Annotated in this window: 18 protein-coding genes and 3 pseudogenes; 12 read left to right on the plus strand and 9 right to left on the minus strand. The window is 56.7% G+C overall.

The features are described 5' to 3' along the window. Positions 1 to 60 precede the first annotated feature (60 nt). On the plus strand, positions 61 to 795 hold the full coding sequence (locus RZS32_RS15685) for a GNAT family N-acetyltransferase (RefSeq protein WP_317054504.1): 735 nt from the start codon (positions 61 to 63) through the stop codon (positions 793 to 795). A 48-nt stretch (positions 796 to 843) separates the two neighbouring features. After that, a pseudogene (locus RZS32_RS15690) lies at positions 844 to 2,660 on the plus strand (ABC-F family ATP-binding cassette domain-containing protein). A 4-nt stretch (positions 2,661 to 2,664) separates the two neighbouring features. Here the strand turns inward: RZS32_RS15690 and RZS32_RS15695 are convergent. From RZS32_RS15695 to gyrA, 5 genes are all read right to left on the minus strand, one after another. Next, on the minus strand, positions 2,665 to 4,560 hold the full coding sequence (locus RZS32_RS15695) for a polysaccharide biosynthesis protein (protein ID WP_317054506.1): 1,896 nt from the start codon (positions 4,558 to 4,560) through the stop codon (positions 2,665 to 2,667). Positions 4,561 to 4,710: 150 nt separating this feature from the next. Beyond that, the gene (locus tag RZS32_RS15700) at positions 4,711 to 5,370 is read right to left on the minus strand and encodes a sugar transferase (RefSeq protein WP_317054507.1); all 660 of its coding nucleotides are present in this window, start codon (positions 5,368 to 5,370) and stop codon (positions 4,711 to 4,713) included. Beyond that, positions 5,367 to 6,179: an NAD-dependent epimerase/dehydratase family protein gene (locus tag RZS32_RS15705; protein ID WP_317054508.1), complete on the minus strand. Its 813-nt coding sequence runs from the start codon at positions 6,177 to 6,179 to the stop codon at positions 5,367 to 5,369. Before RZS32_RS15705 ends, RZS32_RS15700 begins: the two co-directional genes overlap by 4 nt. Before the next feature lie 102 nt (positions 6,180 to 6,281). After that, complete coding sequence (locus RZS32_RS15710) at positions 6,282 to 7,004, minus strand: hypothetical protein (protein ID WP_317054509.1); 723 nt, start codon at positions 7,002 to 7,004, stop codon at positions 6,282 to 6,284. A 123-nt stretch (positions 7,005 to 7,127) separates the two neighbouring features. After that, positions 7,128 to 9,872: a DNA gyrase subunit A gene (gene gyrA, locus RZS32_RS15715; protein ID WP_422395923.1), complete on the minus strand. Its 2,745-nt coding sequence runs from the start codon at positions 9,870 to 9,872 to the stop codon at positions 7,128 to 7,130. Between the two features lie 203 nt (positions 9,873 to 10,075). On the opposite strand from gyrA, the gene RZS32_RS15720 reads away from it, so the two are divergent. Continuing rightward, positions 10,076 to 10,345, plus strand: coding sequence for an usg protein (locus tag RZS32_RS15720; RefSeq protein WP_317054511.1), 270 nt, complete (start codon positions 10,076 to 10,078; stop codon positions 10,343 to 10,345). Positions 10,346 to 10,404: 59 nt separating this feature from the next. Here the strand turns inward: RZS32_RS15720 and RZS32_RS15725 are convergent. Both RZS32_RS15725 and hemB read right to left on the minus strand, forming a co-directional pair. Then, positions 10,405 to 10,964 (minus strand): annotated as a pseudogene (locus RZS32_RS15725) (YSC84-related protein). Positions 10,965 to 11,102: 138 nt separating this feature from the next. Further along, positions 11,103 to 12,101, minus strand: a complete 999-nt coding sequence (hemB, locus tag RZS32_RS15730; protein ID WP_317054512.1) for a porphobilinogen synthase — start codon at positions 12,099 to 12,101, stop codon at positions 11,103 to 11,105. A gap of 118 nt (positions 12,102 to 12,219) precedes the next feature. Here hemB and RZS32_RS15735 point away from each other — a divergent pair, with 118 nt between their 5' ends. The 3 genes from RZS32_RS15735 (at position 12,220) to RZS32_RS15745 (ending at position 17,057) form a co-directional block, all read left to right on the plus strand. Next, positions 12,220 to 12,747, plus strand: a complete 528-nt coding sequence (locus tag RZS32_RS15735; protein WP_317054513.1) for a component of SufBCD complex — start codon at positions 12,220 to 12,222, stop codon at positions 12,745 to 12,747. A gap of 23 nt (positions 12,748 to 12,770) precedes the next feature. Next, positions 12,771 to 16,217, plus strand: a complete 3,447-nt coding sequence (gene mfd / locus RZS32_RS15740; protein ID WP_317054514.1) for a transcription-repair coupling factor — start codon at positions 12,771 to 12,773, stop codon at positions 16,215 to 16,217. Positions 16,218 to 16,481: 264 nt separating this feature from the next. Continuing rightward, the gene (locus tag RZS32_RS15745; protein WP_317054515.1) at positions 16,482 to 17,057 is read left to right on the plus strand and encodes a hypothetical protein; all 576 of its coding nucleotides are present in this window, start codon (positions 16,482 to 16,484) and stop codon (positions 17,055 to 17,057) included. Between the two features lie 197 nt (positions 17,058 to 17,254). On the opposite strand, the gene RZS32_RS15750 is transcribed toward RZS32_RS15745, so the two are convergent. Continuing rightward, positions 17,255 to 17,533, minus strand: a complete 279-nt coding sequence (locus tag RZS32_RS15750) for a hypothetical protein (protein WP_339106706.1) — start codon at positions 17,531 to 17,533, stop codon at positions 17,255 to 17,257. 3 nt (positions 17,534 to 17,536) lie between these two features. Continuing rightward, positions 17,537 to 18,190 (minus strand): alpha/beta hydrolase, encoded by a 654-nt coding sequence (locus tag RZS32_RS15755; protein WP_317054517.1) that lies wholly within the window; start codon positions 18,188 to 18,190, stop codon positions 17,537 to 17,539. Positions 18,191 to 18,350: 160 nt separating this feature from the next. Here RZS32_RS15755 and RZS32_RS15760 point away from each other — a divergent pair. The 6 genes and pseudogenes from RZS32_RS15760 to RZS32_RS15785 all read left to right on the plus strand — a co-directional run bounded on the left by RZS32_RS15760 (position 18,351) and on the right by RZS32_RS15785 (position 23,042). After that, positions 18,351 to 18,811 (plus strand): annotated as a pseudogene (locus RZS32_RS15760) (Rrf2 family transcriptional regulator). A gap of 43 nt (positions 18,812 to 18,854) precedes the next feature. Then, on the plus strand, positions 18,855 to 19,934 hold the full coding sequence (locus tag RZS32_RS15765; RefSeq protein ID WP_317054518.1) for a cysteine desulfurase family protein: 1,080 nt from the start codon (positions 18,855 to 18,857) through the stop codon (positions 19,932 to 19,934). A gap of 34 nt (positions 19,935 to 19,968) precedes the next feature. Beyond that, entirely contained in the window at positions 19,969 to 21,486 is a 1,518-nt protein-coding gene (gene sufB / locus RZS32_RS15770) for a Fe-S cluster assembly protein SufB (RefSeq protein WP_317054519.1), read from the plus strand. A gap of 17 nt (positions 21,487 to 21,503) precedes the next feature. Further along, positions 21,504 to 21,782, plus strand: a complete 279-nt coding sequence (locus RZS32_RS15775; RefSeq protein ID WP_317054520.1) for a hypothetical protein — start codon at positions 21,504 to 21,506, stop codon at positions 21,780 to 21,782. A gap of 105 nt (positions 21,783 to 21,887) precedes the next feature. Further along, positions 21,888 to 22,415 (plus strand): hypothetical protein, encoded by a 528-nt coding sequence (locus RZS32_RS15780; protein ID WP_317054521.1) that lies wholly within the window; start codon positions 21,888 to 21,890, stop codon positions 22,413 to 22,415. Between the two features lie 18 nt (positions 22,416 to 22,433). Beyond that, complete coding sequence (locus RZS32_RS15785; protein ID WP_317054522.1) at positions 22,434 to 23,042, plus strand: hypothetical protein; 609 nt, start codon at positions 22,434 to 22,436, stop codon at positions 23,040 to 23,042. The last annotated feature ends 31 nt before the right edge of the window (positions 23,043 to 23,073 follow it).

The raw sequence follows: 23,073 nt of genomic DNA on the forward strand, positions 1-23,073 counted from the left end.
GCTTGTATGCGATCCTCTGCGTAGCTACGTGTAGATCAGACAGTACAAGGTGGGCATCTTATGCTCAGAAAAGGACATTACCGGGTTCGCACGGCTGAGACGCAAGATGATCTGACCGCGGCTCAGCGATTGCGCCACCTTGCCTTTCTTGGCGGGCAGGGTGACGGGCTTGATCGGGACGAATTTGACCCCGTTTGCACACATTTTCTTGTTGAAGACGAAGCAACAGAAACCCTTGTGTGCTGCTTCCGGCTGTTGCCTCTGGATGGTGGCGATGAAATCGACCGTAGCTACTCCGCCCAGTTTTATGAATTGTCCGCCTTGGCGGAGTTCGATGGTCCTATCGTTGAAATGGGCCGGTTTTGCATTCAGCCGGATGCGCGCGACCCTGATATTCTGCGCGCAGCCTGGGCGGCGATGACGCGGTATGTCGACGAAAATGGGGTTGAGCTTCTCTTTGGGTGTTCCTCCTTCAAGGGCACTGATTCTGACGCCTATCTCGACGCCTTTGCGATGTTGAAGGAAAAACACCTTGCGCCACGGCGGTGGTTGCCGCGGGTCAAGGCCCCATCGGTGTTCAATTTTGCCCAAAAGCTGCGGTGGTTCAAACCCGATGCAAAGCAGGCGATGATGGCGATGCCTCCATTGTTGCGCACCTATCTCGTCATGGGCGGTTGGGTCAGCGATCATGCGGTGGTCGACCGCCAGATGAACACATTGCATGTTTTCACCGGGTTAGAAATCAACGCCATTCCGCCTGCGCGTAAGCGTTTGCTTCGCGCTGTGGCGGGTTAGGGCAAAGGCTTGCTTGACGCCCTTTCGCTCTCGGGCTAGCCCGCACAGATGGCACGTGCTCCTCTTTTACAACTGACCGACATTTCGCTTGGCTTCGGCGGCGAGCCTGTCTTTGCGGATCTGTCGCTGGTGATTCAGCCTGGTGACCGTCTGGCCCTGGTCGGGCGCAACGGCTCGGGCAAATCCACACTCATGAAGGTCATGGCGGGGCTTGTGGAGCCGGATCAGGGGAACCGCGTGGTCAAACCCGGTGCGCAAGTGGGCTATATGGAGCAAGACCCCGATATGTCGGGCTTTACCACGTTGGAAGAGTTCGCCGCGGAAGGTTTAGAGCCGTCTGAGCATTACCGCGTTGAAATGGCGTCGGAAGGGCTGCAATTTGATCCCGAACGCCCGGTTGAAACGGCCTCCGGTGGTGAACGCCGCCGTGCTGCTTTGGCGCGGTTGATGGCGCAGGCCCCGGACCTGATGCTGCTTGATGAGCCGACCAACCATCTGGATATTCACGCAATTGCCTGGCTTGAGGCCGAGTTGAAGGCCACGCGCAGCAGCTACATCCTGATCAGCCATGACCGCATGTTCCTGCGAACGCTGACCCAGGCTACACTATGGGTTGATCGCGGGGCCACGCGGCGTTCTGACAAGGGGTTTGAGCATTTTGAGGCCTGGCGAGACAAGGTCTGGGCCGAAGAGGATCTTGCGCGGCACAAGCTCAACCGCAAGATCGCCGAAGAGGCGCGTTGGGCCGTGGAAGGCATCAGTGCCCGGCGCAAGCGCAATCAGGGTCGTGTGCGCGCCCTTCAGGATCTGCGCGCCGAGCGTGCGGCTCAGATCAAGCGTCAGGGCACGGCGGCGCTCGCACTTGATGCCGGCCCGCAATCCGGGCGCAAGGTGATCGAGGCGCGGGGGTTGGAGAAGACCTTTGGCGCGACACCCATTATCCGCAACTTCGACCTGACCATTCAGCGCAAGGATCGCGTGGCCTTTGTCGGCCCCAACGGGGTGGGCAAGACGACGCTGCTGAACCTTTTGATGAAAGCTGAGGAGCCGGATGCTGGCACGGTCAAACACGGCACCAACCTCGTGCCGGTGGTTTTTGATCAGTCCCGTGCGCAGCTCGATCCCAACATGACGCTTTGGGATAGCCTGACAGGTGATCCTGACATGCGCGTCTCGGGGCAGGCTGATCAGGTCATGGTGCGCGGCACGCCGCGTCATGTGGTTGGGTATCTAAAAGATTTTCTCTTTGACGAGCGGCAGGCGCGCGCGCCTGTGCGGTCCCTTTCGGGCGGCGAAAAGGCGCGTTTATTGCTGGCCAAGCTGATGGCGCGGGACAGTAACCTTCTGGTGCTGGACGAGCCGACCAATGATCTCGACATCGAAACCCTCGATCTTTTGCAGGAGGTTTTGGATGGCTACGACGGCACGGTCTTGCTCGTCAGCCACGATCGGGACTTTCTGGACCGCGTGGCGACAACGACTGTCGTCATGGAAGGCAGGGGCGTGCCACTGTTTACGCTGGTGGGTGGAGCGACTATCAGGCGCAAAAGCCGCAAGACGCCGCTGTCGCACCAAAACCCGCAAAGGCCAAGCCAGATGTACCGAAACCTCAACGTCCGGTTAAACCAGCCACCAAACTGACGTTCAAGGATCAGCATCGGCTCGACACGCTGCCCGATGAAATTGCCCGGCTGGAGGCCGAGATAGCCAAGCTGGAAGGAGTGTTGGCGGACCCGGAACTCTACACCAAGGAGCCAGCGAAATTTGCCAAGGCAAGTGATGCGTTGGCAACGCGTCATGAGGCACTGGGCAAGGCTGAGGAAGAATGGCTGGAGCTGGCCGAACGGCAGGAGAGTGCGGGTTAGCCGCTTATTCGTTGACCGTCTGCCAGGCCTCGCCAATCAAACCGTTCTGCTTTTCGATCCACATGCGCAGGGTTTTCTGAAGCAAATCAGGGCTGCGCGTATCAATCGCTTGCCACAAGGCCTGTAACGCATTGGCCATTTCGATCTCAGAAAGATGCGCCTCTTGAGCGCGCAGGATTTTGGCATGCGGCGTGGTGAGCATATCTGAGCCAATCAGCAGTTCCTCGTGCAACTTTTCGCCCGGGCGCAGGCCGGTCACCTGAATGGCGATATCGCCATTGGGATTGGTGTCATTGCGCACGGAATACCCGGCGTTCTCGATCATTTTCTCAGCCAGGTCGCGGATCAGAACCGGTTCGCCCATATCCAGCACAAAGACGTCACCACCACGGGCAAAGGAGCCGGCCAAAAGAACAAGGCTGACCGCCTCGGGGATGGTCATGAAAAAGCGAGTGACATCCATATCCGTCAACGTCACCGGTCCGCCACGTGCAATTTGTTCCTGGAAAAGCGGAATGACCGATCCGGAGGACCCCATCACGTTGCCAAAACGTACCATAGAAAATCGCGTGGTTGTGGACCGGGTCGCCAGATCCTGCACAACCATTTCGGCAAAGCGCTTGGATGCACCCATGATTGACGACGGCCGCACGGCCTTGTCGGTCGAGACCAGAATAAAACGCTCAACCCCTTCTGCGCGCGAGGCTTCGGCGACAGCCTTGGTGCCAAAGACGTTGTTGCGAATACCTTCTAGCGCGTTTTCCTCAACCAGCGGGACGTGTTTATAGGCCGCAGCATGCAACACGATGTTCACCTGATATTTGCGCAGGGCAATACGAACCAGCTCGCTTTCCACCACACTGCCCAGTACCGGGACAATCTGTGTGTCGGTATCAAGTTTTTGCAGTTCGCGATGAATGTCAAACAGCGCCAACTCACTGTGATCAAACAGGATCAGTGACTTGGGCTTCCATTTGATCAACTGGCGGCAAAGCTCCGAGCCGATTGACCCGCCGGCCCCGGTCACAAGAATATTGCGGCCCTGATAGGTCTCACTCACGCCCGGCAGATCGTCTTCCAGGCGCGCGCGCCCCAACAATTCGTTGATGTCCACTGGTTTGACATCCGATGGCGCCACGCTTGACTTGGTGATCAGGTCTGCAAAGGAGGGCAGGGCGTGTACTTCGCATCCGGTCTCGGCAATGCGCATGGTGATGGCCGACTGATCTGCAGGCTTGAGCTGTGGCATTGCGAGCACGACACGCTTGATCTCAAATCGGTTGACCAGACTTTGCAGCGCGCTTGCCGGATAGACCCGAAGCCCGGCAACAGTCAGGCCCTGTATGCGACGATCCTCATCAATAAAGGCGACGGGCTCTACCGTGTCGTCGACGCTGAGAGCCGCTGCAAGCTGTTGGCCGGTTTGACCTGCCCCGTAAATGAGAATCGGAAGTCGCGATGTGCCTTGACGAGAGAGTGCAAGAAGAACGCGGCGCAGAGCCAGCCGCGCACTGACCGCGAGGATCAAAAAAACCATGCCTGTCATCACATAGGCGGCCATCGGCAGGGCGAGATGCGGATTGACAAGGCTGAGTGCAACGCCGGCACCGGTCAGAGACGTTGCCACAAGCGCAGTCTCAACCACACCTTGTACGTGATAGGCATTGAGTTTGGTCTTGTGCAGACCGAGGACAAAGATAAGCAAAGCCCCTACCGGCACGAGAACGGCCAATGTCGCCAGAAGATTGTCTTGCGGCATGCTCAGGGCGGCCGCGCCCCAAAGGATCCAGGCAGCAAAGAAGAGCGCGACAGGGATCAGGCTGAGATCAAGGGCAAAGGTGATAAGCCGCTTTTGCGCCTGCGTTAAAGAGTTCGCGAAATCAAAAAGTGTCTTCGACATACCTTTACCCAAATATACACCGCCCGGGATTGGCCAAAGCAATGTCGTTCCAGCAAAGCCAATTGGCGACTTTCGTGTCGCTCGGCTGGTCGAAACATAGGTTCGCCTTTCCATGCTTCGCAAGGTGTTAACCTCACTCGGGCCACGAATTCACCAGGTTCTGATCGCGCGCGTTGATTTTGTGAGCATTTGCTTGCCCGGTCCGAGACCGCCCACATGTGCAAACGTCATCCAAAGCAAAACCATGTCGCGCCAAATCGAACCGTTTTCAGCCCAAAAAAGATCAAGCCGCGCTTTGGCCGGGATGCATTGATGAATGTAAACTGCATCTGCCTGCCGAGACGTGCGGCATTGTCTTAGCAAGCGCTCCTCCGTTTCGTGAAAGAACAGCGTGGCAAAGCCTGTGACACCGGGGCGCGCGCGCAGCACGTCCTTGTAAAGCTCAGGGCGCATATTTACGAAACGCCTGAGCGGTGGGCGCGGGCCAACAAAACTCATGTCGCCGCGCAAGATATTGAAAATCTGAGGAATTTCGTCCAGACGCGTCCGCCGCAGCACGCTGCCGAGCCTTGTGACGCGGTTGGATTTGTAGCCAGCCGTTACTGAGTTGTCTGCCGTGCCTTCGCGCATTGTCCGAAACTTCCACAGGGTGAAGCCTTGATCATGCGTCTTCATGCGTTCTGAGTGAAAGAACACAGGTCGTCCATCCAGTAGAAGTATAGCAAACGCAATCAGAATGCCTGGCAGGACAAGGATCGCCCCCAGCACGAGCGACAAACATACATCTACGCAGCGTTTTGAAAAACTCATAAGGCGGCCTCTAAGGCACGCCAGTCCGCAATGAGTGCATCAGCCGTTTCCTGCCTTGGAAGGTCCGGAAATGATCCAATCAACTTCGAGATATCAAGTGTAACATTTTGGACTGCGGTCTCCGGGGCAGGGCGCCAGACAATGTCTTTCCCTGCGGCTCTGGACACGTCTTCCATGCTGACTGAGCCAGCCGAGGCCACGTTCAGAATTTTTGGAACGCTTTCAGCCTTTGCCAACCGCAAGACAAGTTGCAACAAATCCCCCGCCGTCAGATAACTGCGTTGCGGGCCCAAGCCGTCGTCAAACCGGTCTAAGTAAACCGGTGCGTCGCCCATTAATGCCGGGGCAAGACTATCGGCTCCCACGACATTCGCCAGACGCAGGATAATGTCCTGAGGATCATCTTCCTTTGCCGTTTCTGAAACCCGCGTCTCCATCGCGCATTTCGCAGCACCGTAGGCGTTTGCAGGTGTCATAGGGGCCTCTTCCGTCAGGTTCTGACCTGGGCCGTAGACGGCGGCTGATGACATGTGCACCACGCGATGCGCGCCGCAGTGACGCGCCACTTCGCGACTTAAGCCAGCCAGTTCGGAATTCTGTGCCAAGGTGCGCTCATCTCCATCTGTGCGCCCCCAAAGCGCGACGACCATGTCGCATTTTGGGAGCAGGTCAAATGGATCACCGGGCGACCAGCGAATGTCACCGTCATGCCCGCGGGATTGAAACAGGATTTCAAACCCGGCACATTCCGATATCCTTACCGCGGCGCGAAGAAGCCGCCCCAAACGTCCACTGGATCCGGTGATCAATATGCGATTTATTTGATCCAAATTGGTTTCAATCTCGTTACGCCGAAAGGGTTTCACTTACCTCACGTCTATACAGGCCCGGCTTTTTTTGAATTCACACCTTTAGAGAACGGTAAAAATGTTCTCTTGCTCTTTGCTCTTTTCTGGATCGTCATCTGACAAGAGATCCAGTTTTCCTGGTGCGTTGGTCAGATCGTCTTCCGAGTCCGGCTTCCGAGTTGTTTCGAACTGCACGGCCTTAAGATCAAAGGCTTCCGGCACGGCTGCCCTGGCATCTTCCACTTCGGGGCGCGGCATATCAGAGGGGGCGGCCATCAGCATGGGGATGTCCTGCATCGGGCGTGATGTTGCGCGTGCAGTCTCGTCAAGCGTCACTCTGCGTGGCACGATTTTGTGCCCAAGGCGCCGCGGCCCCGCAATTCGGTGCCTTCCAATGAGCGCCGCTTTGCGAATCTCTGACCGACGCAAACTGGAATAGGACAGAAGCACAGCGCACACCATGGTCAGATCCCGCCAGAAATCACTGATCGTGCCAGCTTGGGGCAAAAGGAAATTCTGCACCAAACTCGACGATAAAACGAAAAGCGCCAGAGCCAGGCAGCTCAGCCTGAGTTGCCAACCCGTCATGTAGATCACGGTGAGCGAAAAGAGCACCATTGTGCCCAGAAGATCGGCCAACACCGGATTGGAATAGACGATGAACAACGCCGTGGGTTCAAACCCGGTAATCAATCCCATAGAGATCGCAACAAAGTAGGACCCGACAACAATGCGGATCAGGTTCAGACCAGTATGGTCCAGCCATGTTTGCGTTCGTGGTGTCACGCGATCTGGTTTCCGTTCGTAGCAACGCCCAAAGACGCCACATCCCCTACAGGGAAGCAGAATGATTAACCATTGCGGCACAAATGGACCCAAACCTTGGCAAATCCTGTGAATTTGCAGAGGTTATTCGACCGGCTGTTCCTCGGTTTCGTCCTCATCTCCGGTCTCGGCAATCCAGGCGACACTGACCACCTGTTCACCCTTGCCGGTGTCAAACACCTTCACCCCTCCGGCACTTCTCGAGCGGAAGGAAATGCCATCAACCGGCACGCGGATCGACTGTCCGCGCGACGTGGCCAGCATGATCTGGTCCTCCATTTCGACGGGGAACGACGCCACAAGTGCGCCAGCGCGCATGGCCTTGTCCATCGCCTGAACGCCCATACCTCCGCGTCCGCGCACCGGGTAGTCATGGCTGGAACTCAGCTTACCCGCGCCTTGCTCGGTGATCGTCAGGATCAGGTTCTCGGCGGCTTGCATCTCTTCAAAACGTTCCTGACTGATTGAGGCATTTTCATTGCCTTCTTCGTCGCTTACAGCCTCTTCTTCAGACGTTCCAGCCAACGCGCGGCGCATCTTGAGGTAGGCGGCGCGTTCATCGGTATCGGCCTTGAAATGGCGGATGACCGACATCGAGACAACCTCGTCATCGCCTTGAAGCCTGATACCCCGAACGCCAGTGGAGTCGCGTCCTTTGAACACGCGCACCTCGGTTGTCGGGAAGCGAATGGCACGGCCCGAATTGGTCACCAGCATCACGTCATCGTCTTGGGAACAAATGCGTGCATTCACCAGACGCGTGGCCTCATCCGGCAGCTTCATGGCAATCTTGCCATTTGACTTCACGTTGGTGAAATCCGACAGCGCATTGCGCCGCACATCGCCTGCGGAGGTGGCAAAGAAGATCTGAAGGTCGTTCCATTCCTCTTCGGGCACATCGACGGGCATGATGGCTGCAATACTCACGCCTGGCGGGATCGGCAGAATATTCACAATCGCCTTGCCCTTTGCCGTCCGTCCGCCCAAAGGCAGCCGCCAGGTCTTGAGCTTGTAGACCATGCCATCGGTGGTGAAGAACAAAAGCTGCGTATGGGTGTTGGCCACAAAGAGGGTGGTGATCACATCCTCTTCCTTGGTCTGCATGCCCGACACACCCTTGCCACCCCGCTTCTGTGCACGGAAATCGGCGAGCGCGGTACGCTTGATGTAGCCGCCGGACGTCACCGTCACGACCATGTCTTCGCGCTCAATGAGGTCCTCGTCCTCCATATCGCCAGACCAGTCGACAATCTCAGTGCGGCGTGGGACGGCGAATTGCTCTTTCACCTCTTTGAGCTCGTCCGAGATGATCTCCATGATCCGCTCTCGGCTGGCCAAAATAGCTAGGTATTCCTTGATCTTACCTGCCAACTCCTGCAGCTCATCGGTGACTTCTTTCACGCCAATCTGCGTCAGACGCTGCAGTCGCAGATCCAGGATGGCACGGGCCTGTGTTTCGCTGAGATTATACGTCCCGTCGTCGTTTGCCGTATGAGTTGGATCATCAATCAGTGCGATGTATTCCAGAATGTCTTGCGCCGGCCAACGGCGTTCCATCAGCTTTTGCCGCGCCTCAGCGGCATCAGCAGAACTGCGGATCGTGGCCACGACCTCATCCACGTTGCTGACGGCGACAGCCAGACCGCAAAGGATGTGGCTGCGTTCACGTGCTTTTCGCAGGTCAAATGCGGTGCGGCGGGCCACAACCTCTTCACGGAAGCTGATGAAGGCAGAGAGAAAGCCGTACAGTGTCAGCTGCTCTGGCCGACCACCATTCAAGGCCAACATGTTGCAGCCGAAATGCGTCTGCATCGGCGTGAACCGGAAGAGTTGGTTGAGAACCACTTCGGCCGTCGCGTCGCGTTTCAGTTCCACCACGACTCGCACGCCATTGCGGTCGGATTCGTCTTGCACATGGCTGATGCCATCAATCTTCTTGTCACGCACGGTTTCGGCGATTTTTTCAATCATCGCCGCCTTGTTCACTTGATACGGAATCTCATCAATAACAATGGCGTAGCGATCTTTTCTAATTTCCTCGACGCGTGTTTTAGAACGAATGATTACGCTTCCACGCCCTTCGATATAGGCTTTGCGTGCGCCGGACCGGCCCAGCATGATGCCGCCGGTTGGAAAATCCGGGCCGGGAACATATTCGATGAGCTGTTCAGAGCTTAGATCCGGATTTTCAATCAATGCCAGAGTGGCATCCACCACTTCACCAAGGTTATGTGGCGGGATGTTGGTGGCCATACCAACAGCAATACCGCCTGCGCCGTTAACCAGCATGTTAGGGAAGCGTGCAGGCAGGACAGAAGGCTCCTGATCCTTGCCGTCGTAGTTGTCCTGAAAGTTAACCGTGTCCTTTTCAATATCCGCCAAAAGCGACGCAGCGGGCTTGTCCATGCGCACTTCGGTGTAGCGCATCGCCGCCGGATTATCGCCATCCATTGAGCCAAAGTTGCCTTGCCCATCAAGCAAAGGCAGGGACATCGAGAAATCCTGCGCCATCCGCACCAGGGCGTCATAGATCGCGCTATCGCCGTGGGGGTGGTATTTACCCATGACGTCACCCACCGGGCGGGCGGACTTACGATACGCTTTGTCATGCGTATTTCCGGTCTCGTGCATGGCGTAAAGAATGCGCCGATGCACCGGTTTCAGGCCATCACGAAGGTCAGGAATGGCGCGGCTGACAATCACCGACATCGCATAGTCGAGATAGGATGTTTTCATCTCGTCGATGATTGACACCGATGGCCCATCATATGGCGGGCGCTCCGGCGGTATTTCATCTTCATTTTTAGGGGTTTCTGGCGTGTCGTTCACGTGGTGTCTCGCCTTGTCGCGCTGCATCTATATATAGTTACCAAAACTATATCAGAGGCAGGATATAGGGTGCAATCCCTGTGAGTCCCCTTGTTTGGCAGCCAGCTCGATGAGGTGATAACACGTTGTTTTTGTTGAAAAGTAATTTTTTCATGGCAACATATTGAGGCGGGGTGCAACGAAAACAAGTAATGAGGTGAGCCATGACCATGTCTGAAACCGAAATGATGCTCAAAGGCTATGGGCTGACCACGGCCGAAATGTTCTATCACATGCCAGATTACGCACATGTGCTGAATACATTTATCTGGCAGGACTACGATACTGCGCCAGACCACCCAAACCTGTTCAAGTTTATAGAATTTTGGCAGGACGAAATTGAAGGTCCGCTGCATTCGGTGAAATTCACCCACCGTAAGCTTATTAGTCCAGGCGAATGGCGGCATGTGACGGGTGAGTTTCAGGTGCACTGACGTGCAAAATAAAAAAAGGCGAGCGCCAAGACTCGCCTCTTTCATTATGAAACAATATCTTACGGAATGATGCGCGTATATTTCGTGCCTTCAAGAGACACACCCACAAGCGCCCCGGCTTGACCAAAGATCACTGCCACAACCGGGCTTGTAATCGTTGTGGTGTCCGTGCGCAGGTTCTCGCCTTTGTCGGAGAACACATATTCGATATCCGCACCGGCCACCCAGCCTGACGCCGCCCGGAAATCGGTCAATGCATCTTCGGTCATGAAGAAAAGCACATGCGCAAACTGCTGCGCTCCGATTTGAAGGCCGACGCTTCCTTTGGCAGCCGAATAATAATCCACGGTTGCACCGCCAACGCGCAGGGCACCTCGGCCAAAGCCGCCGCCAAAAATAAAGCCGCCTTCGGTGATGAGTGGCATCACCAGTTGGCCCACGGACTTATTCGCCAGGTCCTGCGTATTCGGGTAAGTCGAGTAGAGAAAGTTAAGGGTGGAATCGACGCGCGCGTCGATCTTTTGTCCGCCTGTGCTCCCAACGCCGTTGCCACAAGCGGCGAGAAGGGGGATGCGGCCAGTGCGCCCAGCGTAAAGCTGCGCCGTGAAAGTTTGCTCATAGGACTGCCTGTTCGTTGCCTGAGTATGTCATTGTCGAATCCGGCCTTTTGCATGCCGTCACACATACTATAGAGGTGTCAGGCCAGCCTGTCACCACAGATTGTGGTTCAAAGCAACATATTGCTTGTAAGTTTTGATCAGCCAGCCAGCGCTCGAGCCACCCGTGGGGCAAAGTAACTCAGAACCCCATCACAGCCAGCCCGTTTGAATGCCGTCAGGCTTTCCATCATCGCGCGATCTTCGTCGATCCAACCATTTTGGGCGGCGGCCATGATCATCGCGTATTCGCCTGACACCTGATAGGCATAGGTGGGCGCGCCAAACGCGTCTTTCACGCGTCTGCACATATCCAGATAGGGCATACCGGGTTTCACCATCACCATATCCGCGCCTTCCGCCAGATCGCGGGCCACGCATCTGATGGCTTCGTCCGAATTGGCCGGGTTGATCTGATAGGTGTTCTTGTCACCCGTCAGAGCCGCAGACGCCCCCACGGCATCCCGAAACGGACCGTAGAACGCTGACGCATATTTCGCAGCATAGCTGAGGATCATGGTCTTCTGGTGACCTGCGGCTTCTAGCGCCTGCCGGATGGCCCCGATACGGCCATCCATCATGTCCGAAGGCCCGATGATGTCGGCGCCTGCCTCGGCTTGCGATAATCCCATTTTGACCAATGCTTCATTGGTTTCGTCATTCACAATCTCGCCGTTCACGACAAACCCGTCATGGCCATTGATGTTATACGTATCCAGCGCCACGTCCGTCATGATCAAAAGCTCAGGCACTGTCGCCTTGATCGCACGAATAGCACGGTTTGCATGGTTTTCAGGATCCCAGGCCCCGGCGCAATCTTCGGTGCGTTCTTCCAGTGCGGTGTAGGGGAAGATGCAGATCGCAGGGATACCCAGATCGGCGGCTTCTTTTGCCACCTCAACGAGTCTGTCTACGCTGCGGCGCATCACGCCTGGCATGGATGGCACCGGCTCTTCGATATTTTCACCTGCGCGGACAAACAAAGGCCAGATGAGGTCATTCACGCTCAGGGTCGTTTCAGCCACCAACGCACGAATGGCTGCATTCTGACGCGTGCGGCGTAGTCTTGTGACGGGAAATGGAGCTTGAACAGGGCGCATAAGCTGTCCTTTTTTCAGATCACAATCTCACTGGCATGGAATTTAACGCATCTCAAGGGTAGGAATTGCCGAAAACCGGCGCTATGACGTGGCGCGGTAAGGATAAAAGGTCTCGACAGTGGACTGGTACGAGCACGTTTTCGAACTGATTGACATGCGCAGTTTCAGCAACCTTTGGTTCTGGATCATGCTGGCTGTGTTATGGTCTTCTACGAGCCATTGGGTATTGGGTGTCCCATGGGACCTGGCGCAACGCGCGCGACGTTCAGGCGACAACGCGGGGGCGCAGGATTTTCATGATCTGGTGCGCATTAATACAAATCGCATCTTGTTTATCATGGAGGAAACAGGACTTTTGTTGTCAGGTTTCCTGTGTTTTGTTTTGACAGTTCTCGGCGCGCTTGGTTTCTTTTATGGCAACGAGTTTTCCCAAGCTGTGTTTCTTCTGCTTTTTCCTATGAGCTTGGTCGGGCTTTTATCGGTACGCACATCACATAAGATTCAAGTGAACGAGCTTCAGGGCGAGGCGCTCTACAAGATACTCATGCGGCACCGATTGGCAACGCAAGTGATTGGTATGATATCAATTTTCGTGACTGCTGTCTGGGGCATGTACCAAAATATGACAACGGGCGCGCTTGGTTAAGAAACCGGGCAGGGGCAACACGCATGAGCACATCTGAGCGCATTGGCGTTGGTGGCGCCCCCGAAGGCTTTGACGCCCGGCTTGTGGCCGAGGAAGTGGCACGCGCGCATCGCCCTGCCATCCATATTGCCCGTGACGACAAACGCATGGCCGCGATGGAAGCTGCGTTGCGGTTCTTTGCGCCGGATCTGCCTGTGCTGCGGTTTCCCGGCTGGGATTGCCTGCCTTATGACCGTGTGTCGCCCAATGCCGATATTTCTGCGGCACGAATGGCGACGCTCGCCGGTCTCGTGCATGGCGCGCCTAGGGAATTTGTGCTTTTGACTACGCTTAATGCCGCGACCCAACGTGTGCCGGCGCGGGATATTCTCAAAGAAGCCGCGTTTTCCGCGACAGTGGGTTACCAGATCGACGAAGACGCACTAAAAGCTTTTCTGGTGCGTATGGGCTTTTCCCAATCGCCCACGGTCATGGAACCAGGCGATTATGCCATTCGCGGCGGGATCATCGACATCTTTGCGCCAGGAGAGGCCGGGCCGGTGCGGCTTGATCTTTTTGGCGATGTGCTGGACGGTTTGCGCCGGTTTGATCCGGTGACACAACGCACGACTGAAAAGCTCACGCAGATTGACCTGGCGCCGGTGAGCGAGGTTATCCTTGATGAGCCCGCCATCACAAGGTTTCGGCAAAACTACCGCATTGCCTTTGGCGCGGCGGGCAGCGACGATCCGCTCTATGAGGCGGTCAGTGCCGGGCGCAAGCAGGCCGGGATGGAGCACTGGTTGCCGCTGTTTCATGAAAAGCTCGAGACGCTGTTTGACTATTTACCCAAAGTGTCTGTGACGCTGGACGAGCAATTCGACCCTGCGCGCACGGCCCGATGGGATTCTATCGCGGATCAGTTCGAAGCGCGCGAACATGCCATGTCGCAAAAGGGACGCGATGACACGGTGTATAAGCCCATCGCACCGGACCTTCTCTACCTGGACGATGACGCCTGGGGTGAGGCTATCGCCGGTCGACGTGTCTTGAGCTTTCAGGCGTTGCCGCATGCGCCGGGTCCGGGCATGATTGATGCGGGCGGGCGCATTGGGCGAAACTTTGCCCCCGAACGACAGCAGGAAAAGGTCAACCTTTTCAGCGCGCTCAAAACACATGTAGAGGAAAAGCTCACCCAAGGACCCGTTGTTCTGGCGGCTTACTCTGAGGGCGCGCGCGAGCGGCTTGAAGGGTTGGTAGAGGATGAAGGGCTGCTGGGTGCTGTCACCGTGCGCAATGCTTCTGGCCTTGGCAAACACGGCCTGCACCTGACCGTATGGGAGCTGGAACATGGATTTGAAGCGCCCGGTCTGACGGTCATAGCCGAGCAGGATATCCTCGGAGACCGGCTGATCCGCGCGCCCAAGAAACGCCGCCGTGCCGAGAATTTCCTGACCGAGGCCCAAAGCCTGAGCGCGGGTGATCTCGTGGTGCATGTGGATCACGGCATTGGTCGTTATCTGGGCTTGGAAGTCGTCACGGCGGCGGGGGCCGCGCATGAATGTCTGCTCTTGGAGTATGCGGAAAACGCCAAGCTTTACCTGCCCGTGGAGAATATCGAACTCCTCAGCCGCTATGGCCATGAGGAGGGCCTGCTCGACCGGTTGGGTGGCGGCGCGTGGCAATCGAAGAAAGCCAAGCTGAAAGAGCGCATCCGCGAAATGGCCGACCGGCTTATTCGCATCGCCGCCGAGCGTGCCTTGCGCAAGGCGCCCGTGCTGGAGCCCGAACATCACGCATGGGAGGCGTTTTCAGCGCGCTTTCCCTATCAGGAAACCGATGATCAGTTGCGCGCCATTGAGGATGTGTTGGCCGATCTGGAAAGCGGCACGCCGATGGATCGGCTGATCTGTGGCGATGTGGGCTTCGGCAAAACCGAGGTGGCCATGCGCGCGGCCTTTATCGCCGCCATGTCGGGCCTTCAGGTCGCGGTCATTGCGCCGACCACATTGCTCGCGCGTCAGCACTATCAAAGCTTCGCCGAACGCTTTCGCGGCTTTCCCATTACTGTGCGGCCCTTATCGCGCTTTGTCAGTGCGGGCGACGCCAACAAAACCCGCGCGGGGCTCTCCGATGGCACGGTGGATATCGTTGTCGGCACCCATGCGCTGTTGGCCAAGAATATCCGGTTCAAAAACCTTGGCCTTCTGGTCATCGACGAAGAGCAACGCTTTGGCGTGGGGCATAAAGAGCGGCTGAAATCTCTGCGCTCCGAGGTGCATGTTCTGACGCTAACGGCCACGCCTATTCCGCGAACGCTGCAGCTTAGTCTGTCCGGGGTGCGGGATTTGAGCATCATTGGCACGCCGCCCGTCGACCGGCTGTCGATCCGCACATATGTGAGCGAGTTTGATGGGATCACGATCCGCGAAGCGCTCTTGCGAGAGCATTACCGTGGCGGGCAGAGCTTTTATGTTGTCCCGCGCATTTCGGACATTCCCGAGATCGAGGCTTTCCTGCGTGAACAGGTTCCCGAGGTCAGTGTTGTCGTGGCCCATGGCCAGATGGCCGCCGGGCAGCTCGATGAGCGCATGAACGCGTTCTATGATGGCAAGTTTGACGTGCTGCTGGCCACGACAATTGTCGAAAGCGGTCTCGACATTCCCACCGCCAACACAATGGTCATACACCGCGCCGATATGTTTGGTCTGGCGCAGCTTTACCAGATCAGAGGCCGCGTCGGCCGCTCCAAGACGCGTGCTTATGCGTATCTGACCACCAAGCCGCGCTTGCGCCTTACACCTACGGCCGAAAAACGTCTGCGCGTGCTGGGTAGTCTGGATCAACTGGGGGCCGGGTTCACACTGGCCAGTCAGGATCTCGACATTCGCGGCGCAGGCAACCTTCTGGGCGAAGAGCAATCCGGCCAGATGCGCGATGTGGGCTATGAGCTTTATCAATCCATGCTCGAAGAAGCGATTGCAAAGATCAAGGCCGGTGAGCTTGAGGGGCTGAGTGACGCCGATGATCAATGGGCGCCGACCATCAATCTCGGCGTTCCGGTGTTGATCCCTGAAGACTATGTGCCCGATCTGGACGTGCGGCTTGGGCTCTACCGCCGGCTCAGCGGGCTCAGCACCAAGGTTGAGCTTGAGGGCTTTGCCGCCGAGCTGATTGACCGTTTCGGCAAGCTGCCGCGCGAGGTCAACACGCTTCTGCTTGTGGTGCGCATCAAGGCCATGTGCAAACGGGCGGGCATCGCCAAGCTCGACGGTGGTCCCAAAGGGGCCACGATCCAGTTCCACAACGACAAATTCGCCAACCCGGCAGGGCTTGTGGAGTTCATCAAGGATCAACGCGGGTTGGCCAAGGTCCGCGACAACAAGATCGTGGTGCGTCGGGACTGGAAGAAGGCCAAGGACAAGATACAAGGGGCCTTTGCAATTGCGAAGGACTTGGCAGTTAAGGTTAAGGCGGTGGAGAAGGAATGACTGGTGTGAGCCCAGTGTTGTCGATGCTGTGCTGTGCGCCGGCGGCAGCTTTGCGTTGCTGGCCGATATTGTAAATTGAGAAACATGCACTCGTTTCAAATCGGCACGATCAGAAAGTTGCGCCATCGTGCCCTGCCGCCCTTCGGTTTCCTCACGCCACAAGTGATCCGTTGAACGAAAATCGACATGATCAAAGCAGAGCGATGGTAAGAGATATTGCATGAAATTGGCTGAGTTTTTGATGCCTCGTGAAAGTGAATTGACATGAAGGACATCGAACCCGATCCGAAATTGAACAAGATCGTCGCAGGTTTGATCGGGATTGTAGCGCTGTACTTTCTATATCTGGCCTATGACACACACACTCTCGTTGAGAGCAGTCTTGACCCGGACCCTCGCTTTGAACGCATGGGCTGGATTTTCACATGGTCTATCGTTGGGGGTCTCGCCGGTATCGGCGGCCTTTTGATCTTGTTTGCCCTCCTGCTTTGGCGAAGCCCACCGATAAACAGCGCGCGCTTGCGTTTCCGGTCAGGTGGTTTCCGGTTGGAGACGAAGCAGCTGTTCAGGGGCCGTAGGGCTTTCGATCTGGATTGGGCAGATATCAAAACGGTGGTTTTGCACAATGGCGGCCTTTACGGTGGTCGTCATATCAAGGTGACGCATGGGTCTTCAGAAAAGATTGCCAGGTTCGCGCCCGCATGGACCGACTGTTCTTCACAAGAAGTTATTGAGCGCCTTCAAGCTTCGGCAGAGGCCTCGGGCCATACATTCGAGAAGGTAGCTGGTGGATGGTTCTCCCTTGGTCAAGACCACTGGAGGGTGACCCAAAAAATATAGGATTGGTTCCCATTACGTGCAGAAACGACGCCCCGCTTTCCGCCTGAATTGCAGGCGCGGCATCGGAGACATATTCATTGCGTCCGAGATCAGCTTTGGACAGAAAGCCGCCACCCAAAAACCCACGGCCAAAGTCGCCTTCGTCCGCATACTGGACACCCATTGCCGAACAGACGCGGTTATGTGCCGAGGTCGGCTTAGCTTGCGTCTTTTTTGTCTTCCGCCGACTCGGTCTTTGCAGGAGCGTTTGCGGCTTGTTTGGCCTGATACTTCTTTACCCGCTGTACCAATAGCTCGCGCGCTTTCTGGTTCGCGCGGCGGACACGCAGAGCGGTGAGGAAGGCCTCTTCAGCCGATTGTGACGTGGCCCCCAGAACATTTACAATGTCGGTGATCACGCCATCATCGCCTGAGGTGTCGACATATTTGATGACCTTAAGCGCCAGATCATCCGCCAGATCTTCGGTCATGCCCATGGCTTACCTCGTGGTCTCGGTCAGGCGGCGTTTGACATAGGTCGTCACCGTGTCGAGCATCGTGTCCATATGCGGCTCTTCAAAGAAGTGGCCCGAACCCTCGATTTCGGTATGAGTGATGGTGATGCCCTGCTGTTCATGCAGTTTGTTCACCAGAGCATGGGTGTCCGCAGGCGGGGCCACGCGGTCATTGGTGCCGTTCAGGATCAGACCCGAGGACGGGCAGGGGGCTAGAAAGGAAAAGTCATACATATTGGCCGGTGGGGACACCGAGACAAATCCGGTGATCTCGGGCCTGCGCATCAAAAGCTGCATGCCGATCCACGCGCCAAAGCTGAAACCTGCGACCCAGCAATGCTTGGAATTGTTGTTCATCGATTGCAGGTAGTCGAGCGCTGAGGCGGCATCGGAAAGCTCGCCCACGCCCTGATCATATTCACCCTGGCTGCGCCCTACGCCACGGAAATTGAACCGCAGCACGGTGAAGCCCATGTTGTGAAAGGCGTAATGCAGGTTGTAGACCACCTTGTTGTTCATCGTCCCGCCAAACTGCGGATGCGGGTGCAGAATGATGGCAATTGGCGCGTCGCGCACTTTTTGCGGGTGGTAGCGGCCTTCCAGTCGACCTTCGGGGCCAGGAAAAATGACCTCGGGCATTCATGTCCCCTTTATACACGTTGGCACCGGGCAATTTCTTGACGTTGACGGCCCGGCACTTTAGATTCGTTCTAAACTATGGCCGCAAGCTTTGATTGCAGCAAAAAGGCAGATAAGGCCTCTCACAGTTAAGGTCAATCAATTCGCCGGGGGAAGAGACATGAAACTCAGCACGAAGGGCCGTTATGCCATGGTTGCGTTGACCGATATTGCCCTTCAGGGGCCCGAGACGCTGGTCACGCTGGGGGATATCTCCAAACGTCAGGATATTTCACTGCCCTATCTTGAGCAGTTGTTCGTGAAACTCCGCCGCGCCAAATTGGTGACATCTGTCCGGGGTCCGGGGGCGGCTATCAGCTGGCCCAACCCACCTCGCAAATTCGCGTGGTGGATATTCTGGGTGCGGTGGATGAAACCATTGATGCGCTGCACAAAGGGGCAGGGGCCACAGGGGCGGCCAGCGGATCGCGTGCGCAATCCATGACCAACCGGCTTTGGGAAGGGTTGAGCGCGCATGTCTATGTCTTCCTGCACCAGACCCGGTTGAGCGATGTGGTCGAAAACACGCTTGCGCCCTGTCCGGCGGTGCCGTCGCTCTTTTCGGTGGTGGATGAGGAATGACACCGACGTGCTGGGGTATTTTTGACAAGAAAGAAGCCGGGCGGTGAGCCGGGTTTATCTGGATTACAATGCCACGGCTCCGTTGCGGCCCGAGGCGCGCGACGCGATGCTGTCGGCGATGGATGTGGTGGGTAATCCGTCGAGCGTGCATGCGGAAGGGCGTGCGGCCAAAGGATTGGTGGAAAAGGCAAGAGGGCAGGTGGCGGCGGCCGTGGGGTGTAAGCCGCAAGAGGTTGTTTTTACTTCCGGCGCAACTGAGGCGGCGCGTGTTCTAGCCAATCCCACGGACGGCTATGACGTATTTGTCGAAGAAACCGCGCATGACGCCCTTTGGGCACAGGCCAGTATGTCGAGCTGGCCCAAAAGTCCGAACGGGCCTGGGCACACGCTTGCACTTGGCGTGGCAAATTCAGAAACTGGCGTTCTGTTAGACATTCCCGAAAAAGTGGAGGGACAATACCCTTTCGGACATGCGCGAGCGGATTGGCTTATGCTGGATGTCACTCAGATGATCGGACGTGTAGCTTTTGCCTTTGGATGGTCTGGAGCAGATTTTGCCATCCTGTCTGCACACAAGCTTGGCGGTCCCAAAGGGGTTGGTGCGCTGATTGTACGCGAAGGGTTGGACATATTCTCTCTCGCCGAAGGCGGTGGCCAGGAAATGGGGCGCCGTTCCGGGACGGAAAATGTCATTGGCATCGCCGGATTTGGGGCTGCCGCAGAGGCTGCGCAGCGGGATCTGGAGGCGGGTGTTTGGGGCGAGGTGAAAAAACTTAGAAAGATTCTAGAAAAGGCTATTGAGGAATCTTCATCACAGACTATTTTTGTCGGGAAAGATGCGCCGCGATTGCCCAACACGTCTTGTTTCATCACGCCCGGATGGAAGGGTGAGACGCAAGTGATGGCGATGGATCTGGCGGGGTTTGCCATATCGGCGGGCTCAGCCTGTTCGTCGGGCAAGGTCAAGGCAAGCCGTGTTTTGGCGGCGATGGGGTTTGACGAGGTCGAGGCGGCAAGTGCGATCCGGGTCTCTTTGGGGCCCCAGACGACAGAAGACGAGGTCCGCGCCTTTGCAGCGGCTTGGACCAGCGCATATGAGAAATTCCGCGCCCGCTCAGCCTGAGCCGGAGTGGCGGAGATGACAAAGGAGAGGCCCAATGGCGGCACTGGATGATGTGGTCAAGGACGGCGTAGACCAGGAAACGGTCGATGCGGTGAAAGACATCAGCACGTATAAATACGGCTGGAACACCGATATCGAGATGGAATATGCGCCAAAGGGCCTGACCCCGGATATCGTCAAGCTGATCTCTGAAAAGAACGGCGAGCCGGAGTGGATGACCGAATGGCGCATGGCGGCCTATGAGCGCTGGCTGAAGCTGGAAGAGCCGGATTGGGCCATGGTCGACTATCCTGAGATCGACTTTCAGGACCAGTATTACTATGCCCGCCCCAAGAGCATGGAGGAAAAGCCAAAGTCGCTGGATGAGGTGGATCCCAAGCTCCTGGAGACGTATGAGAAATTGGGTATTCCGCTCAAGGAACAGATGATCCTTGCGGGTGTGGAAGGTGCAGAGGATGCGCCCGCAGAGGGCCGCAAAGTCGCCGTCGATGCGGTGTTTGACTCCGTTTCTGTGGGCACGACATTTCAGGCAGAGCTCAAGAAGGCGGGCGTGATCTTTTGCTCGATTTCCGAGGCGATCAAAGAGCATCCTGAGCTGGTGAAGAAATATCTCGGCTCGGTCGTGCCAGTGTCGGACAACTTCTATGCCACACTCAATTCGGCGGTTTTCTCGGACGGCTCATTTGTCTACGTGCCGCCCGGCGTGCGCTGCCCGATGGAGTTGAGCACTTATTTCCGGATCAATGCCGAGAATACGGGTCAGTTCGAGCGCACGCTCATCATCGCCGACAAAGGCTCTTACGTGAGCTATCTCGAAGGGTGCACCGCGCCGCAGCGCGATACGTCACAGCTGCACGCCGCGGTTGTCGAGATCGTCATCGAAGAAGATGCGGAAGTGAAATATTCCACCGTGCAGAACTGGTTCCCAGGCGATGAGAACGGCAAAGGTGGTATCTACAACTTTGTCACCAAGCGCGCCGATTGCCGGGGCGACCGGGCCAAGGTGATGTGGACGCAGGTGGAAACCGGCTCTGCTGTGACGTGGAAGTACCCAAGTTGCATCCTGCGCGGCGAAGACAGCCAGGGTGAGTTCTATTCGATTGCGATCACCAACAACTACCAGCAGGCCGATACCGGCACGAAGATGATCCATCTGGGTAAGAACACCAAAAGCCGAATTGTCTCGAAGGGGATCAGCGCGGGCAAAGCGCAGAACACCTATCGCGGGTTGGTGAGCATGCATCCCAAGGCGAAGGACAGCCGCAACTATACGCAATGCGACAGCCTGCTCATTGGCGACAAATGCGGCGCGCATACGGTGCCTTACATTGAAGTGAAGAACAATTCCTCGCGGGTTGAGCACGAGGCCACGACATCCAAGGTCGATGATGATCAGCTCTTCTATTGTCGCCAGCGTGGCATGGATGAGGAAGAAGCTGTGGCCCTGGTGGTGAACGGGTTCTGCAAGGACGTGCTCCAGGCGCTTCCGATGGAATTTGCCATGGAAGCGCAGCAGCTTGTGGCAATTTCCCTAGAAGGGTCGGTGGGGTAACCCCACAGGGTACGCGCATGACCGTCTCCCCCGAAGCCCCCCAAGAGCGCAAGATCAAGCGCCCCGTCGTCTCGGACGAAGATGGCACGCGTGAGGGTGGGTTGGTCTTCCCGATTGTCTTTATCATCGGGTTTATGCTGGCCGCGATGGCGCATCCGGCGGCTTTGGCGTCTTTCTGGGTGTGGTTTGTTCTTTTGATGCTGTCTTCGGCTGTTGCGGTGGCCACCAAAAACCTGGTGGCACGTCTGAATGGGTTTGAAGGCGACGCAGAAGATGATGTGAAGGGGCCTTTATGACCGTTCATACCGCACCTAACCTGCGAATTCCCGTTCAATTTGCGCCATATTTGTGCCCAACCGGCTTGGTAACGAACGCGTTATCGAAGCAGTGGGAGCGCAAAAATGAGCGACTCGCAACAAGACGCCTTTCAGGCACGTCTGGCCCGGATTGGAGGGGCGCCCAAGCCCGTAACGCCGGGTCCGGCCGACAATATCGTCCAGCAAACCGAAAAGCGCACACGAAGTTTCGTGGTGTCCGAGGACACTCTACGGGGGCGTTTGGCCTATCCGCTATCGTTCGTATGGGCCTTTCTTCTGGGTATCCTATCGGTCTTTATGGCCCGTTTTGCAGTTGCCCATCTGGTCGGCTCGCCCGAGGGTGCGGACGATATGATGCTCTACATGATGGATATCGGTATCGCGGGTATCGTGGCCTTTGCCATTGGCGTCGCGATAAAGTCGACCGACCCCAAGGTCATGACGACCACCATGATTGGCGTATTCGCAACGGTCACGACGATGCACAACCTCGTCTGGATGTTCCCGGAAACATTTGTGTGGTTCTACGGCGAGGAATGGGTCGAGGCGCTCTTGCTGCGCTCCGAACCCAACAGCCTGTTCTTCCGTGGGGAATACATTCTCATCGAATAAACCAAATGGATATGCGCCATGGTTGACGTGGCGCAAACCCATATCACTCGGCCCGAACTGACGCTGCCAGCGGCAGAGACGGCGGTCCTCTGCGCGGCCTATGCCCGGGCGGATGTCATTTTGGAATATGGCTCGGGCGGCTCTACGGTGATGGCCGCCGAGATGCCGGGCAAACGTGTGTTTTCCGTTGAGAGTGACCACAACTGGGCGGAGATGATGCGCCAGTGGTTTGACGAGAACCCACCGGCCAAAGGCAGCACGGTTGACGTCATCTGGACCGACATTGGTCCAACCAAGGAATGGGGCTATCCAAAAGATGCCTCAAAATACCAAAGCTATGCCCGCTACCCGCTGGCAGTCTGGGACGCAGCAGAGTTTCAGCAACCCGATGTGGTTCTGGTCGACGGGCGGTTTCGCACGGGCTGTGCGATGGCCACAGCGCTGCGCACGACGAAACCTGTGACGCTGTTCATCGATGATTATGCCCGGCGCAAACAATACCACCGGGTGGAGGCCTTTATCGGCGCACCCGAAATGACCGGGCGTATGGCGGAGTTTAACGTGTCTCCCCTGACGCTCGCACCGGAACACTATCTCGATCTGATTGAAATGATGACGCGGCCCTGAGGGACCGGGTTGAAACGGACATAAATGAGGA

The organism is Roseovarius sp. W115, from assembly GCF_032842945.2.
Lineage (GTDB): Bacteria > Pseudomonadota > Alphaproteobacteria > Rhodobacterales > Rhodobacteraceae > Roseovarius > Roseovarius rhodophyticola.